Here is a 15,832-nt window from a genome sequence, read left to right on the forward strand (position 1 = left end):
GGAGGTGGTCGCGGTCGGCCGGCTCAACCCCGTCGTTGCCGGGTCGAACTGTATGTCGAAATGAACGCAGGGCCGCTCGTCGTACGCCCTCCCCACGTCATCCAGGCGACCCGTCGCCAGTTCCAGGTGACCCGTCGCCAGTTCGCGAACTCACGACGGGTCGATCAGAACTGGCGACAGGTCGATCAGGGGGCGACGGTGACCGTCGGCTCGTGCGTCACCGGGAAGTTCACGGACGCGGCGATGAAGCAGTTCTCGCTGGCCTCGTGGTGGATGGCCAGCGCGGTCTCGACCTGGTCCGGCGCGGCGACGACCACGCGAGGACGCAGCACCACCGAGGTGAAGCGTCCGCCCTGGCCGACCTGTGCCATGGTGCCGACCGGCGAGTCGTCGTACGCCGTGACCACGACGCCGTGGTTGACCGCGGAGTGCAGGTAGGACAGCAGGTGACACTCGGCGAGCGCGGCGAGCAGCAGCTCCTCGGGATTCCAGCGGCCGCGGTCACCGCGGAAGGTCGGGTCGGCCGATGCTTCGAGGTCCGGCTTGCCGTCGGCGCGCAGGAGGACGTCGCGGGTGTAGTCGCGATAGCCGCTGGTGCCGGTGCCGCGGTTGCCCTGCCAGGTCAGGTCGAGCGCGTAGGTGTGGTCCATGTGCTCATCATCGCGGGTCAGGAACTACGGCAGTTCACCCACACCGGGCAACGGCGCCCGCTCAACACCACGCCGAAGCGGTCGAACTGCCGCACTTCTTCACCGCGCGGCGTCCGCACGTCCGGCACCGCAGCCGCGGCGGGCCCGGGCTCAGCAGCCGCCGGCCACCGCGGGGATGATCGAGACCTGTACGCCGTCAGCCGTGGGCGTCTCGAGGTTGTCGAGGAAGCGGACGTCCTCGTTGCCGACGTACACGTTGACGAAGCGGCGCAGGGCGCCGTTGTCGTCGAGCACGCGCGCCTTGATGCCCTCATGGTTGGCGTCGAGGTTGTCGAGCACCTCGGCGAGCGTGCCACCCTCGGCGGTGACCTCGGACTCGCCACCGGTGTAGGTGCGCAGGATGGTCGGGATGCGGACGGAAACGCTCATGGCTACTCCTGGGGTCGGGTGTGCATCAAGGATTGCGGGTTCGAGGCGCAAGAACCCACGGTTCGCGCATCAAGAATCCACGGTTCGTCAGAGGATGTTGGCGGCGACGAAGGCGTCGTAGGACGGGGCGATCGTGACCCGGGCGCTGACCCGTTCGGAGACCGCGTCGAGGGTCTTGAGACCGTGGCCGGTGTTGATCACGACGGTCTCGAGCGAGGTGTCGAGCTGTCCGGTCTCGACCAGCTTCTTGAGTACGCCGACCGTGGTGCCGCCGGCGGTCTCGGTGAAGATGCCCTCGGTGCGGGCCAGCAGCACGATCGCGTCGCGGACCTGGTCGTCGGTGATGTCCTCGACCGCTCCGCCCGAGCGCCGGCACACGTCGAGCACGTAGACGCCGTCGGCCGGGTTGCCGATGGCCAGCGACTTGGCGATGGTGTCGGGCTTGACCGGGCGGATCGCGTCGACGCCGGCCTTGTAGGCCACCGAGACCGGCGAGCACCCCTCGGCCTGCGCGCCGTACACGCGGTAGGGCTTGTCCTCGACGAGGCCGAGCTTGATCAGCTCCTGGAAGGCCTTGTCGACCTTGGTCAGCTGGGAGCCGGAGGCCACCGGGATCACGATCTGGTCGGGCAGGCGCCAGCCGAGCTGCTCGGCGATCTCGTAGCCGAGCGTCTTGGAGCCCTCGGCGTAGTAGGGACGCACGTTGACGTTCACGAACGCCCAGCCGTCCTCTTCGCCGGCGATCTCGGAGGCCAGTTTGTTGACGTCGTCGTAGTTGCCGTCGACGGCGATGAGGTTGTCGGTGAAGACCGCCGAGTTCACCTGCTTGGGCTGCTCGAGGTTGCTCGGGATGAACACGACCGTCTTGATGCCGGCACGGGCACCGGCGGCGGCGACCGCGTTGGCCAGGTTGCCGGTGCTGGGGCAGGCGAAGACCTTGGCGTCGAACTCGCGGGCGGCGCTGAGTGCGCAGGCGACGACGCGGTCCTTGAACGAGTTGGTGGGGTTGGTCGAGTCGTCCTTCACCCACAGGTTGTCGATGCCGAGCTCGCGACCGAGGTTGTCAGCCTTGAGCAGGCGGGTGAAGCCGGGCTCGGTGTTGGGGCTCTGCTCGATGTCGTCGGGCACCGGCAGCAGGGCCTTGTAGCGCCAGATGTTCGCGGGGCCGGCCTCGATCTGCTCGCGGGTCACGGCCGGGAAGTCGTAGGCGATCTCGAGGGGTCCGAAGCACTCCGGACACGCGTAGTGGGGACCCAGCGCGATCTGGTGGCCGCACTCGCGACACGACAGGCCGGTGGCATTGCCGAAGGCGCCTTCGCGGAGTGTCTTGCCGGCCTCGACTGTTGGTGCGCTCATGAGTCCTCCTTCTCATCTTCCCCAACGGCGTATCTCGCCGCGGGCCGGAATTAGCACCGTTTCCACGACTGATCCGGCGGGGCCGGGTCAGGGGGCTCGTGGCGGTTGCCGGGACTTCACTGGGCCGTTCCCTCAGTCCCTCTCGATGAGCTGTTGCTCAGCCTACGCAGCCTGTCTCACGATGTGCACATCGGGTCCGGGATGCGGACACGCTCGAGGCGTCGGAGTCGCGTCGATCCGTCGTCGTGCGTCGCCACGCGCGGTCGTCGTACGCCGTCTCGCACCAGGGCGCCTCGTCGTACGACGGCAGCATCCGGAACGCGCACCGAACGGACATGATTGGGTGGACCCATGGAGTTCATCTCCGCGACAGGTGAGGAGCGGTACGCCGCGCTGGTGCGTGTCGCCGCTGACAGTGTCATCGGACTCGACCTCGACGGCACCCTGTCGCCGATCGTCGACGACCCCAGCCTGGCCCGGATCCACCCCGACGCCGGCGAGGTCCTCGTCGAGCTGGCCGAGCACGTGGCCGCGATCGCGATCATCACCGGTCGGCCCGCCCGCCAGGCCCTCGCGCTCGGCGGACTCGACGACGTCGGCAACGCGATCGGCGAGATGGGCAAGGAGCTCTACATCTTCGGGCAGTACGGCAACGAGCGGTGGTCCTCGGTCAACCGCCGGGTGATCTCGCCGCGTCCGCCGCACGGCCTGGCCAGCTTCCTGCTCGGGTTGCCCTCACTGCTGCGACGGGCCGATGCATTCGACGCGTACGTCGAGGAGAAGGGGCTGGCGGTCGCCGTACACACCCGGCGGCTGCCGGACGCGACCGCCGCGTTCGAGCGACTCCTTGGCCCGGTCTCCGAGCTCGCCGCGGCCAACGACCTGACCGTGGAGCCGGGGCGCAGCGTGATCGAGGTGCGTGCCCCGGGCACCCACAAGGGCGACGCCGTGCACACCATCGCCGAGGAGCTGTCGACGCGCGGCTTCATGTTCGCCGGCGACGACCTGGGCGACCTGGAGGCCTTCGCGGCGGTCGAGGAGCTGCGCCAGTCCGGTCAGGCCACGCTGCTGGTGTGCTCGTCGTCCGACGAACAGGGCGCGCTGCTGCGGCGTGCGGACGTCTCGGTCGACGGGCCCGAGGGCGTGCTCGACCTCCTGCGGCAGCTCAGTCGCGACGCCGCCTCCGCCCGACTCTGACCGCTCGAGGGGCGGGTCAGGAGATGTAGTCGGGGGTGAGGATGACGGTCAGCCGGTCGCCGCCCATGGGGTCGACCGCGGGGATCACGCGGGCGATGCCGAGGTCCTTGGCGAGCAGCTTGCCGGCCGCCTTGAGCCGGGCGGGGTAATAGACAGTGGAGGCCGGGATCGTGCCGTGCCAGTTGTCGGAGGCCACGACCTGCCAGCCGAACGACTGGGCCTTGGACGCGGTGGAGCCCGCCAGTCCGGAGATGTTGGAGTTGTTGTAGACCTCGACGTAGACCTTGCCCTTGACGACCTTCTTGGGCTTCTTCTTCACCACGGGCGCCGGCTCGGGGTCGGCCGTCGGCGACGACGAGGTGGGCGAGGGTGCCGGCTGGGAGACGGACTCCATCTTGCCGTCGCCGCCGCGGTCCATGGTGGTGACGTAGGCGATGCCGGCCATGGCCACCGCGATGATGCTCAGGATGACGAGCGGAGAGGGGAAGGCGACACCACGGTCGTCTCTCGCGCGCACCGGATCAGACCTCGAAGCCGAGTCGGCGGGCCGAGCGCTGGCGTTGGCGTGCGGCCCGGAGGCGGCGCAGGCGACGGACCAGCAACGGGTCGGAGGCCAGCGCCTCCGGCTTGTCGATCAAGGCGTTGAGCACCTGGTAGTAACGCGTCGAGGACATGTCGAACTTCTCGCGGACCGCCTGCTCCTTCGCGCCGGCGTACTTCCACCACTGGCGTTCGAACTCGAGGATCTCGCTGTCACGCGTCGACAGGGAGACCCCGTCCGCGGACTGCTGGTGGTTGACGGACTCTGCAGCGTCCATGCGTCTCGACCCCTAACTGCTGTGATTGCCCGAAGGCTCGACCCTCATCCTAGACGCTGAATCACACGCATGTCATTCGATTCGCGGCGAGTCCTTGACGACGCGCCCGAGGAAGCGGTACGGCGACCGACCAGCGGACACCGACTGCCTTTTTCTGGACAGCCGGCGACCCCGTCAACGGGGCGATCCGCCCGGTCAGTCCTGCTCGTCGGCGGGGTGCTGGGCGATCCAGCCACGGACGAACGCGACGAACTCGGTGTCGAACGCGACCCAGTCCGGGTCCGTCGCGAGCGCGCCCAGACACTGCTCCAGCTCGTCGGAGGGGCCCTGCGTGGCGAGCATCACGGCCAGCGCGATCTCGGGTCGCACGCTGATCTTCCGGCCCGGTCGGGGCAGGGTGCGGGCATAGCCCAGAAGCGACGCCGGATCGAGCAGGCCCAGGATCTCGGGCAGACGTGCGGACAGCTCGGTGGCCAACAGGTCCCCCGCCGGCTCGTCGACCAGGTCGAGGGACCAGTGATCAGCCATCGGTGGGCGCCGTCCGGGCACCATCAGCCGGTCGGCCCAGAGCACGTCCCGGGTCTCTCCCCCGTCGCGGCCGAGCCAGTCGGCCCAGATCCGCGGCTGCACCCCGAGGTCCACGAAGAACTCGGCCTCACGGAAGCCGAGCTTGAACGGGCGCACCTCGACGTACGCCCGATCACCGGACGCGCTGTCGAACCAGAAGTGGCGGCGCCGGCGCTGGAACCCGGCGCGCCTGAGCACCGGCGCGATCCGGTCGCGGACCACCTCGTCCACTGGCTTCACCGATGTCCTCCCCTGCCTGGTCGGTCCGCATGCTCCCATGTGTCGTCCCGCGCAACCAGCATCTCGCCGGCCTCCGTGGCGGCACGCTCGCCCACGCCGCACGCTCGATCCGCGGACAGCAACGGCCGTTCTCTGGACAGGCGGCGACCCGACCGCGAAGATCTACCCGGGACGGAGCGCGGCGCCACACGTCGACCCTTCGAGAGGATCAATCACGTGAACCATTCACAAGAGAAGGCGGCTCTCGCCCGCCTCGACCGCTTCGCCGACCTCAGCGACTCCGAGGTCAAGGCACTCGTCGAGCACGGCACCGCAGTCACCATCCCGGCCAACTGGTCGTTGATCTGGGAGAAGACACCGGCCGACAAGGCCTACATCCTCCTCGAGGGCGAGGTCTCGGTACGGCGAGGTGGCCAGGAGATCGCCCGGCTCGGCCCGGGCGACACCGTGGGCGAGACCGCGATCGTGAACCACAAGCTGCGCAACGCGAGCGTGGTGTCGCTGACGCCACTGTCCGTGCTGCACTTCACCAGCGAGGCGGTGCAGGACCTCATCGACACGGTCCCGACCTTCCGCACCGCCCTCGAGCAGACCGCGCACGACCGCCTGCCCGACACCCCGGCCTAGACCATGACGCTCAGACGGGCGCCGTTGCGAGACACGGCCTGAGGTGGCCCAGACTCCCGGGCTCGACCCTGCGCTCTTCGCTGCCCTCGAGGCCACGCTGCTCGGCCAGGCTCCGCACCTGACCCGGCTCGACGTCATCGAGCAGTCCGGCGTCACCGACGAGCGCGCCCGGGAGCTGTGGCTCTCACTCGGCTTCCCCTCCCCCGCCTCCGACGACGAGGTGCTGTTCACCGACGCGGACGTCGAGGCGGTGCGCACCCTGGAGGGGCTGGTCGCCAGCGGAATGGTCGACCCACGCACCGAGAACGCGCTGACCCGCAGCATGGGCCGCAGCTTCGCCCGCCTTGCCGAGTGGGAGATCGCCGAGGTCGCCACCATGATGCTCGGCTCGGGCGCCCGCCTCGACTTCGCCGAGATCGAGCCGGTGATCGAGACCGCGCTGCCCGCGCTCTCCAACCTGCAGGAGTACGTCTGGCGGCGCCACCTGGCCAACGCCGCCGGCCGGCTGCTGTTGCAGGCCTCCGACGATGCCGTCGTACAGGCCGTGGGGTTCGCCGACATCGTCGGCTACACCCGCCGCACCCGCAGCCTCGACGCCGACGAGCTGGCCGACATGGTCGAGCGCTTCGAGTCGACGGTGAACGCGGTGATCTCGGACGACGGGGGCCGGATCATCAAGACGATCGGCGACGAGGTGCTCTTCGTGGCCGACGACCCGGTCGCGGCCGGCCGCATCGCGCTGCGCCTGGCCGGCGCCCATGAGATCGACGAGGACTTCCCGCAGGTGCGGGTCGGCATGGCACACGGCCGGGTGCTCGCGCGGCTCGGCGACGTGTTCGGCGAGGTCGTCAACATCGCCTCTCGACTCACCTCGATCGCCCGGCCCGGCCGCGTTCTGGTCAACCGCGAGCTCGCCGACGAGCTGCGTGAGCACGACGACCTCTTCCGTGTACGACGGGCGCGAACGACGCCGGTGAAGGGCTACTCCCGGCTCGAGACGTGGGCCGTGAAACCGCCGAAGACCCCGCGCGGGGATTAGCGATTGGCGCCCACCCACCGAGGTGGGCCCTATAGGGTCGGGGCGTGACGACCGGATCCGCAGACCTCGTGATCGTTGCCAACCGCCTGCCCGTCGACAGGGTGACCCTGCCCGACGGGTCGCAGCAGTGGCGCCGCTCCCCCGGCGGGCTGGTCAGCGCCATGGAGCCCGTGATGCGCAGCAACGACGGGGCCTGGATCGGCTGGACCGGCGTCGCCGACGACACCAGCGAGCCCTTCGTCGACGACGGCCTCTCGCTCGTCCCGGTCCCGCTGAGCGAGCTCGAGATCGAGGAGTTCTACGAGGGCTTCTCGAACGGCACGCTGTGGCCGCTCTACCACGACGTCGTCGCCAAGCCGGAGTTCCACCGTGAGTGGTGGGACTCCTACGTCACGGTCAACCAGCGCTTCGCCGACCGCGCCGCCGAGATCGCCTCGAAGGACGCGACCGTGTGGGTGCACGACTACCAGCTGCAGCTGGTGCCGCAGATGCTGCGCGAGCTGCGGCCCGACCTGCGCATCGGCTTCTTCCTGCACATCCCGTTCCCGCCCGGCGAGCTCTTCCAGCAGCTGCCGTGGCGGCGCCAGATCCTCGAGGGACTGCTCGGCGCGGACCTGGTCGGCTTCCAGCTCTCCGGGGCCTCGCAGAACTTCGTCCGGCTGGTCCGCCAGCGGGTCGGCCACAAGACCCACCGCGACCTGGTCTACCTGCCCGACGGTCGCACCGTGCTGGCCGCCGCGTTCCCGATCTCGATCGACACCGCCGGCTTCGAGGAGCTGGCCCGTTCGGAGTCGGTGGCCGAGCGCGCCGCACAGATCCGGGCTGCGCTGGGCAACCCGAAGCGGGTACTGCTCGGCATCGACCGACTCGACTACACCAAGGGCATCTACCCGCGGCTGCGCGCCTACTCGGAGCTGGTCGCCGACGGCCACTTCGACGTCAAGGACAGCGTGTTCGTGCAGGTCGCGACCCCCAGCCGTGAGCGCGTCGAGCAGTACCGCGTGCTCCGTGACGACATCGACCGCCTCGTCGGCCGCATCAACGGCGACCTCGGTCGCATCGGGCAGCCGGTGATCGCCTACCTGCACTCGGCGTACCCCCGCCACGAGATGGCCGCGCTCTACCGGGCGGCCGACATCATGGTGATCACGCCGTACCGCGACGGCATGAACCTCGTCGCCAAGGAGTACGTCGCCTGCCGCTTCGACAACGACGGTGCGCTGGTGCTCTCGGAGTTCGCCGGGGCGGCGTACGAGCTGCGGCAGGCGTGGCAGGTCAACCCCTACGACATCAACGGCATGAAGTCGGCGATCCTCGATGCGGCGCGCTCCGACGACAAGGACCGCACCCGCCGCATGAAGGCGATGCGCAAGACCGTCACCGAGAACGACGTGGCCAGCTGGGCGAACAGCTTCCTGTCCGAGCTGACGTCCGTGCGCCCCTCACACGGCAAGCCCGTGCGCCCCGCCCGCCTCTCCTGACCCCTCCCCTCCCGCCTCACCAACCGTGGATTCTTGATGCGCGAACACCGGATCCTTGATGCGCCAACCGTGGATTCTGGTTACGCGAACACCGGGTTCTTGATGTCGCAGATCAAGAACCCGGTGTTCGAGGCGCAAGGGCACACGGTTGGCGCATCAAAAGCACGCGGTTGGCGACGCAAGAGCACACGGTTCGCGCATCAAAAGCACACGGTTCGCGCATCAAGAGCACGCGGTTGGTCAGGGAGTGGGCACGTGGGGCGCCATCAGCGCCGTGATGTCGCTGCGCACCGACTCCGGCGGGAGGCCCCAGCCGGGACGGTAGCCGTACACCTCGCCCAGCGACCGGGTCTGTTGTACGCCGTCCACGATGTCGACGTCGTCGATCCCGATCAACCCGGGGTGGGGCACACCGCAGGCCTCGGCGATCTTGAGCAGGTCGCGCCGCATCGTCTTGATGTAGTTGGCCACCCGCACCGACTTCAGCTCGGGGTCGAGGCCGTGTGCGAGCCACGGGTTCTGGGTCGCGACGCCTGTCGGGCAGTGGTCGGTGTGGCACTTCTGGGCCTGGATGCAGCCCAGCGCGAGCATGGCGCCGCGGGCGGTGTTGACCATGTCGGCACCCAGTGCCATCGCCACGATCGCGTTCTCCGGCAGGCCGAGCTTGGCCGAGCCGATCCAGGTGATGTCACCGTCCTTGTCGGCCTCGGCGAAGAGCTTGAAGACACTGCTGAAACCCAGCCGCCACGGCAGCGCGACCGAGTCACTGAAGACCAGCGGAGCCGCGCCGGTGCCACCCTCGCCACCGTCGATGGTGATGAAGTCGACCGAGCGCTCCGGGGTGATCTGCTCGAGCAGGTCCTGCCAGAAGTCCATGTTGCCCACTGCGGACTTGATGCCGACGGGCAGGCCGGTGGCGTCGGCGATCGTCTCGACGAAGTCGAGCATGCTGTCGACGTCGCTGAACTCGGTGTGCCGCGAGGGACTCGAGCAGTCGTGCCCCATCGGGATGCCGCGGATCTCGGAGATCTCCTGGCTGATCTTGGCCGCCGGCAGCATGCCGCCCAGTCCGGGCTTGGCGCCCTGGCTCAGCTTGATCTCGATCGCCTTGACCGGCGCCGAGGCCACCACGTCCTTGAGCCGGGACAGGTCGAACCGCCCCTGCTCGTCGCGGCAGCCGAAGTACGCCGTACCGATCTGGAAGACCAGGTCGCCACCCTGCTTGTGGTGCGGCGAGAGGGCGCCCTCACCGGTGTTGTGCAGCGTGCCGGCGAGTGCCGCCCCCTTGTTGAGGGCCTCGATCGCGGCTCCCGACAACGAGCCGAAGCTCATCGCCGACACGTTCACGATGGAGTTCGGCCGGAAGGCGTGCGTGCGACCCCGCGGCCCGCCCATCACCTTCGCCGACGGCAGCGGCTGCTCCTCGCCGTCGTGGATGCTGGTGTTCGGCGCGACGTCGGAGAACGTGCGGTGCCGGATGATCGGGTAGCCGACGTTGTTCTCCATGTTGTTGTCGGTGCCGAACCCGAAGTAGTTGTTCTCCAGCTTCGACGAGGCGTAGACCCAGCGCCTCTGGTCGCGACTGAAGGGCCGCTCCTGGTCGTTGTCGGTGATGATGTACTGCCGCAGCTCGGGGCCGATCGACTCGAGCAGGTAGCGCAGGTTGGCGACCACCGGGAAGTTCCGCTTGAGCGCATGCCTCTTCTGGGTCAGGTCGTGCACCGCCACTGCACCGATGGCCGCGACTCCCGCGGCCCCCACTGTCCTGATCGCGTTCCACTTCATGGTCAGTGTCTAGTCGTCGCGCCCACGAATGTCGAGGTTCGGGTACTTTGCGAACATGGATCTGATCCCGAAACCCGATCAGGTCGTCTCAGCCGCGAGCAACGTCGCCCACAAGATGTTGTACGGCGGCGTGGCGGACCTCAGGAAGATGCCTCGCACCCTGATCGACGAAGGGCTCCTGCGGCAGGTCTATCACTACCGTCCGAGCGGCAAGGTCAAGGAGGACGGCGACCCCGTCCTGCTCGTGACACCGCTGGCCGCGCCGTCGATCTGCTTCGACCTGCGCCGCGGCTGCTCCCTGGTCGAGCACCTGGTCACCGGCGGACGACCGACGTACCTCGTGGAGTACGGCGAGGTGTCGTTCCGCGACCGCAACCTCGGCATGGAGCACTGGATCGACGAGGTCGTGCCGATGGCGATCCGGGCCGCCTCCGAACACGCCGGGGGTCGACCGGTGCACGTCATCGGATGGAGCCTGGGCGGAATCTTCATGACGCTGGCCGCCGCCGACGACCCGACGCTCCCGATCGCCTCGATGACCATCGTCGGGTCGCCGTTCGACGTGGCGAAGGTGCCGCTGATGGCGCCCCTGCGCCCGCTCGTGAAGATGGCGGACCGGCCCTGGCTCGGCGGCCTGACCGACGGCCGCGGCCCGGTGACGCGGGTCTACCAGGCCATGGGCGGCGCCCCGAAGCCCCTGGTGCGGTGGGCGTTCCAGCTCTCCGCCGCCCAGAAGCTCGTCTCCAAGCCGCTGGTGAAGCTGCAGAATCTCGACGACACGGACTTCCTGGCGCAGATCGAGGCGGTCGAGGTCTTCACCGCCAACATGATCGCCTACCCCGGCCGCACGTTCGGGCAGCTCTACCATCGGTTCTTCAAGACCAACGACCTGAAGTACGGCTACTTCGCGTTCGGTGATCGTCGCATCGAGATCAAGGACGTCGACAAGCCGGTTCTGGTCTTCGGCGGCGCCACCGACGGGATTGCTCCGGTCGCGTGCGTGAAGGCAGTTGTTCCCCTACTCACCGGGTCACCCGAAGTGCGCTTCGAGGTCGTCCCAGGAGGTCACCTAGGCATGCTCACCGGACGCTCGGCACGCGAGACGACGTGGAAGTTCATCGACGGCTGGATCAGCAAGTGGTCCAGCGACAGGGAGCCCGAGGAGGCTTCCCCGCCCGACAAGGCCCCTGCCAGGAAGCCTGCTGCGAAGAAGGCCAAGCCCGGTGCCTCGGAGGCAGCCGGCATCGGTGCCAGCCCGACCCGGCGCTACGGATCGGGCAGCTCACGCTCCCTGGCGAAGTAGCGCCCTCGGGGTTGGTGGACGCCCGCGGCCTGTGAGCCGTGCCGTCGGGGCCACCGAGTCACCGTGGCGGGATGCAACAATGCCAAGCGGATGCTCGAACCACACTCGGAGGTAACGATGCCCGACGACGCCCCGGTCAGCGGAAACGGCCCGGACCAGCACCCTCGCTGGCAGCTCCAGCCCAGTCCGGTCGCGGGGCCTTCGGGGCCGTACGCCGCGCATCCCCCGACGGCGACCGGTCACCAGAACAGCCAGCAGAACGGACCGTCGACGAACCCGGGCGCCCGTAGGCGCCAGCCCGGGCCGACAGACGGTGCTGCGGCGTACAACGGCGCGCCACCGTCCTACGCACAGCCACCCCAGCACCAGCGACCACCTGCCGGCGCCCACCAGGCGCAGCCGCCCACCGGCCAGCAGCCACCGCCGGCCGGCCAGCAGGGGCCTCCCCAGGGCGGGCAGTACGCCGGCCAGCAGCCGAACCTCCCACCCCAGCAGGAACCTGAGCCCGTTCCCACCGCCCAGGACTTCCTACGTGCCCGGCACCAGGCGATCGACATCGGCCCGGCGACGTGGGGCTGGCGGGGCGTCGTCCGCAAGCTCACGTTCGGCCTGATAAAGCCCAAGATGGGCAAGGCCGAACGCACGTGGCGCCAGTCGCGGGCCGCCGTACAACGCTCGTTCGCGGGGCCGCGCACCGTCGTGTTCGCGAACCCGAAGGGTGGCGCGGCAAAGACCACGTCGGTGCTCGCGGCCGGCTACACGTTCGGCACCGTGCGCGGCGGAGGCGTGGTCGCGTGGGACAACAACGAGACCCGCGGCACGCTCGGCATGCGTGGCGAGCAGGTCGGCCACCACAACACGACCCGCGAGCTGCTCGACGACCTCGAGCGGTTCCAGGACGTCTACGAGTCGCGCATCGGCGACCTCAGCGCCTTCGTGCGCAGCCAGGGCGACGCCCACTTCGACGTGCTCGCCTCCGACGAGCGGGCCGACGTGACCGGCACGATCAAGGCCAACGACTTCGACGCCGTGCACCGGCTGCTCGAGCGGTTCTACCACCTGATCCTGGTCGACACCGGCAACAACCTGCGTGCGGAGAACTGGCTGGCCGCCGCCAAGATGGCCGACCTGATCGTGGTGACCTGCACGGTGCGCGAGGACACCGGCTACTCCGGCCTGTGGATGCTCGACGCGCTCGCCGACGCCGGGCACTCGCAGATCAAGGACAAGACGATCACCGTGCTGGCCGACCCGTCACCGAACGTCGACGCGCAACTGGCCAAGGACCTCACGGCCGTCTATGCGCAGCGCACGCGTGACGTCTTCCGGATCCCCTACGACCCGGCGCTGGTGGCCGGGTCGGTCGTGCAGTACGACCAGCTCTCCGACGCCACACGCTCGGCGTGGTTGAAGGCCTGCGCCGCCATGGCCGAGGCCCTCTGACCGAGCTGGCATTCCTTGCGTCCCGACCCTGCACGTGTTGGTGCCAGAACCGTGGATCCTTGACTCTGCGCAACTCCCGACGCCCAGCCGGTTGCATGGCTAGTGTTCGGACATGTCCGAGCCCCTGACCCGCGGCGTACGCGTCGGCTACGCCACCGGCTCGGTCGCGACCGGGGCGTTCGGCACGGTGCCGGGCCTGATGTTGCTGCCGTTCCTGACCGACAGCCTGGGCATCGGCGCGCTCTACGCGGGACTGATCGTGTTCCTGCCGAAGGCGTGGGACGTGATCCTCAACCCCGTCGCGGGCCGGATCAGCGACCGGACCGACGACCCGCGCGGCCCGCGGCGTCCGTGGCTGCTACGCGGTGGCCTGTCCCTCGCGGTGGCGTTCGCGCTGCTCTTCGCGGGGCCGTCGTCCGGCTCGCAGGGTCTCGACGCGCTGTGGGTGCTGGTCTGCTTCCTCGGCTGCGCGACGGCGTACGCCTTCTTCCAGGTGCCGTACGTCGCGATGCCGGCCGAAATCACCGACTCGTACGACGAACGCACGCGACTGATGTCGTGGCGGGTGGCGATCCTGGCTTTCACGATCATGCTCGCCGGTGCGACCGCGCCGCTGATCCGCGACGCGATCGGCGGCCGTGACGGCTACCGCGTGATGGGCGTGGTGATGGCCGTGCTGATCGCGATCGGTGTCGTCGGCACGTACGTCGGCACCCGCAACGCGCCCCATCGAGAGGTCAGTGCCGGCGCCGGGTCGTTGGCCGACCAGCTGAGAATCGTCAGCCAGGCAAGGGACTTCAGGCTCCTGCTGATCACGTTCGTCCTCCAGGCACTGGCCACGGGCTGCATGCTCGCCGGGGTCGACTACCTCGCCGGCGACGTGCTCGAGTGGCAGGGCGCGTCGACGATCCTGTTCGTCTGCTTCGTCGGGCCGGCACTGCTGTTGACGCCGCTGTGGGCGCGGCTCGGCACCCGCGTGGGCAAGAAGCAGGGGTATGTCGCGGCGTCGTTGGTGCTGGCCGCCGGCGCACTGCTGGCGATCGTGGCCCGCGAAGCCCCGGCCGGCGTGGTGTTCGCCGCCACCGGCCTGATCGGCGTGGGCTATGCCGGCGCCCAGGTGTTCCCGATGGCGATGTTGCCCGACGCCGCCGCGGCCGACGCCCTGCGCACCGGCTCCAACCGGGTCGGGGTGTTCACCGGCGTCTGGACGGCGGCCGAGACGCTCGGGCTCGCTCTCGGACCGGGGCTCTTCGCCCTGATGCTGGCCGCCGGCGACTACCGTTCCTCGACCTCCGGCGACGTGGATCAGCCCGACTCGGCGGTCACCGCGATCGTGCTCGGCTTCTCACTGGTGCCGGCCGCCCTGACCCTCGCATCGCTGTGGTGGCTCTCGCGCTACTCGCTCGGCGACCCCACACTGCTGGTCCCCTCGATCGAGGAGACCGCACCCGACTCCCAGGAGCCCGTATGACCGACGTCCTCGCCCGCCTCCGCGCCCTGCAGGCCGGCGACCTCCCGGTCCACGGCGGACGCACCCTGGCCTACGTCTACGACTCGGGACTCCCCGACGTCGACGAGGTCGGCCGGGCCGCGGTCGCGGCGTACGCCGGCTCGAACGGTCTCGACCCGACCGCCTTCCCGTCGCTGCTCACCATGGAGAACGAGCTGGTCGGCTTCGCCTGCGGGCTCCTCGACGCACCGCCGTCCGTGGTCGGCTCCGTGACGTCGGGCGGCACCGAGTCCGTGCTGCTGGCCGTGCAGGCGGCTCGCGACGCCAACCCGTCCGTCGAGCGCCCGCGCATGGTGCTGCCGTCCACCGCACATGCCGCATTCCACAAGGCCTCCCACTACTTCGGGGTCGAGGCCGTCGTGGTCCCGGTGACGTCCGACTTCCGCGCGGACGCGAATGCGATGGCCGCTGCGATCGACGACCGCACCGTCCTCGTGGTGGCCAGCGCACCGTCGTACGCCCATGGCGTGGTCGACCCGGTGACCGACATCGCGGCGGCTGCCGCGGCCCGTGGCGTGCGCTGCCACGTGGACGCCTGCATCGGCGGCTGGGTGCTGCCGTACGCCGCCCGGCTGGGGCGGCCGGTGACGCCGTGGACGTTCGCGGTCGACGGGGTCACCAGCGTCTCGGTCGACCTGCACAAGTACGCCTACGCACCCAAGGGCACGTCGATCCTGCTGCACCGCACGCCCGCGCTGCGCAAGGCGCAGTACTTCGCCTCGGCGGACTGGCCCGGCTACACGATGCTGAACTCGACGATGCAGTCGACGAAGTCGGGTGGCCCGCTGGCGGCGGCGTGGGCCGTGGTGCAGTCGATCGGCGACGACGGCTACCTGCGCCTGGCCGAGGATGTGTTCACCGCGGTCGACCGGATCGTCGAAGGCATCACGTCAATCCCCGACCTGCGGGTCGTCGTACAGCCGGATTCGACGCTGGTCGCGCTGGCCTGCACCGACGCGTGCGACCCGTTCACGGTCTGCGACGAGATGGCCGCGGCCGGGTGGTACGTCCAGCCGCAGATGTCGTACGCCGACGCGCCGGCCACGATCCACCTGTCGGTCTCGGCGGCGACCCTGGCCCATGTCGACGACTTCCTCGCAGCACTGAAGGCGGCCGTCGAGTCCGCGGTGACGGCTGGCCCTGTGTCGGTCGACCCCGAGGTGGTGGCCTTCATCGCCGCGCTCGACCCGACGACTCTGTCCGACGACGACTTCGACGGACTGCTGGCTGCCTCGGGGCTGGTCAGCGCGTCCGACGACGGCTCACTGGCCCTGCCTGCGCGGATGGCCGAGGTCAACGCCATGCTCGACGTAGCCTCCCCCGCCATGCGCGAGGCCCTGCTGATCGCGTTCCTCGACCGCCTCCAACGCCCTGTCCCCTGACCCAC

15 protein-coding genes and 1 riboswitch are annotated in these 15,832 nt (G+C 69.5%); of the genes, 8 read left to right on the forward strand and 7 right to left on the reverse strand.

Annotated elements, in window-relative coordinates; all coding sequences use genetic code 11:
- Positions 1 to 185: 185 nt before the first annotated feature.
- From ASH02_RS13730 to thrC, 3 genes are all read right to left on the reverse strand, one after another.
- Positions 186 to 650 (reverse strand): OsmC family protein, encoded by a 465-nt coding sequence (locus ASH02_RS13730; protein ID WP_056685442.1) that lies wholly within the window; start codon positions 648 to 650, stop codon positions 186 to 188.
- Between the two features lie 150 nt (positions 651 to 800).
- Positions 801 to 1,079, reverse strand: a complete 279-nt coding sequence (locus tag ASH02_RS13735) for a MoaD/ThiS family protein (protein ID WP_056685439.1) — start codon at positions 1,077 to 1,079, stop codon at positions 801 to 803.
- Positions 1,080 to 1,166: 87 nt separating this feature from the next.
- Positions 1,167 to 2,435, reverse strand: a complete 1,269-nt coding sequence (gene thrC, locus ASH02_RS13740) for a threonine synthase (RefSeq protein WP_057294921.1) — start codon at positions 2,433 to 2,435, stop codon at positions 1,167 to 1,169.
- Positions 2,436 to 2,444: 9 nt separating this feature from the next.
- Positions 2,445 to 2,587: riboswitch (SAM riboswitch) on the reverse strand.
- 199 nt (positions 2,588 to 2,786) lie between these two features.
- On the opposite strand from thrC, the gene otsB reads away from it, so the two are divergent.
- Positions 2,787 to 3,632, forward strand: a complete 846-nt coding sequence (gene otsB / locus ASH02_RS13745) for a trehalose-phosphatase (protein WP_057294922.1) — start codon at positions 2,787 to 2,789, stop codon at positions 3,630 to 3,632.
- Between the two features lie 16 nt (positions 3,633 to 3,648).
- Here otsB and ASH02_RS13750 read toward each other — a convergent pair whose 3' ends face one another.
- The 3 genes from ASH02_RS13750 to ASH02_RS27045 form a co-directional block, all read right to left on the reverse strand.
- A complete protein-coding gene (locus ASH02_RS13750; RefSeq protein ID WP_057294923.1) occupies positions 3,649 to 4,149 on the reverse strand; it encodes a LytR C-terminal domain-containing protein in 501 nt (166 codons plus the stop codon).
- Positions 4,150 to 4,153: 4 nt separating this feature from the next.
- Complete coding sequence (locus ASH02_RS13755) at positions 4,154 to 4,450, reverse strand: DUF3263 domain-containing protein (RefSeq protein WP_057294924.1); 297 nt, start codon at positions 4,448 to 4,450, stop codon at positions 4,154 to 4,156.
- A 195-nt stretch (positions 4,451 to 4,645) separates the two neighbouring features.
- On the reverse strand, positions 4,646 to 5,257 hold the full coding sequence (locus ASH02_RS27045) for a hypothetical protein (protein WP_235539046.1): 612 nt from the start codon (positions 5,255 to 5,257) through the stop codon (positions 4,646 to 4,648).
- A 216-nt stretch (positions 5,258 to 5,473) separates the two neighbouring features.
- On the opposite strand from ASH02_RS27045, the gene ASH02_RS27050 reads away from it, so the two are divergent.
- From ASH02_RS27050 to ASH02_RS13775, 3 genes are read left to right on the forward strand one after another with little or no spacing between them, the layout of a single operon-like run.
- Positions 5,474 to 5,884 (forward strand): Crp/Fnr family transcriptional regulator, encoded by a 411-nt coding sequence (locus ASH02_RS27050; protein WP_082563998.1) that lies wholly within the window; start codon positions 5,474 to 5,476, stop codon positions 5,882 to 5,884.
- A 43-nt stretch (positions 5,885 to 5,927) separates the two neighbouring features.
- Entirely contained in the window at positions 5,928 to 6,923 is a 996-nt protein-coding gene (locus ASH02_RS13770; protein WP_057294926.1) for an adenylate/guanylate cyclase domain-containing protein, read from the forward strand.
- A 44-nt stretch (positions 6,924 to 6,967) separates the two neighbouring features.
- Positions 6,968 to 8,404 carry an alpha,alpha-trehalose-phosphate synthase (UDP-forming) gene (locus tag ASH02_RS13775; RefSeq protein ID WP_056685418.1) on the forward strand — a complete coding sequence of 479 codons (1,437 nt, stop codon included), beginning with the start codon at positions 6,968 to 6,970 and terminating at the stop codon, positions 8,402 to 8,404.
- 240 nt (positions 8,405 to 8,644) lie between these two features.
- On the opposite strand, the gene ASH02_RS13780 is transcribed toward ASH02_RS13775, so the two are convergent.
- Positions 8,645 to 10,189 carry an FMN-binding glutamate synthase family protein gene (locus tag ASH02_RS13780; protein ID WP_056890067.1) on the reverse strand — a complete coding sequence of 515 codons (1,545 nt, stop codon included), beginning with the start codon at positions 10,187 to 10,189 and terminating at the stop codon, positions 8,645 to 8,647.
- Positions 10,190 to 10,244: 55 nt separating this feature from the next.
- Here ASH02_RS13780 and ASH02_RS13785 point away from each other — a divergent pair, with 55 nt between their 5' ends.
- From ASH02_RS13785 to ASH02_RS13800, 4 genes are all read left to right on the forward strand, one after another.
- Positions 10,245 to 11,492, forward strand: coding sequence for an alpha/beta fold hydrolase (locus ASH02_RS13785; RefSeq protein ID WP_056685412.1), 1,248 nt, complete (start codon positions 10,245 to 10,247; stop codon positions 11,490 to 11,492).
- Between the two features lie 117 nt (positions 11,493 to 11,609).
- Positions 11,610 to 12,935 carry a MinD/ParA family ATP-binding protein gene (locus ASH02_RS13790; RefSeq protein WP_200949846.1) on the forward strand — a complete coding sequence of 442 codons (1,326 nt, stop codon included), beginning with the start codon at positions 11,610 to 11,612 and terminating at the stop codon, positions 12,933 to 12,935.
- Between the two features lie 112 nt (positions 12,936 to 13,047).
- Positions 13,048 to 14,406: an MFS transporter gene (locus ASH02_RS13795; protein WP_057294927.1), complete on the forward strand. Its 1,359-nt coding sequence runs from the start codon at positions 13,048 to 13,050 to the stop codon at positions 14,404 to 14,406.
- Complete coding sequence (locus ASH02_RS13800; RefSeq protein ID WP_057294928.1) at positions 14,403 to 15,827, forward strand: pyridoxal phosphate-dependent decarboxylase family protein; 1,425 nt, start codon at positions 14,403 to 14,405, stop codon at positions 15,825 to 15,827. The genes ASH02_RS13795 and ASH02_RS13800 overlap by 4 nt, the downstream gene beginning before the upstream one ends.
- Positions 15,828 to 15,832 lie beyond the last annotated feature (5 nt).

The sequence above is a fragment of the Nocardioides sp. Soil796 genome (assembly GCF_001429525.1).
In the GTDB taxonomy this organism is placed as follows: domain Bacteria; phylum Actinomycetota; class Actinomycetes; order Propionibacteriales; family Nocardioidaceae; genus Nocardioides.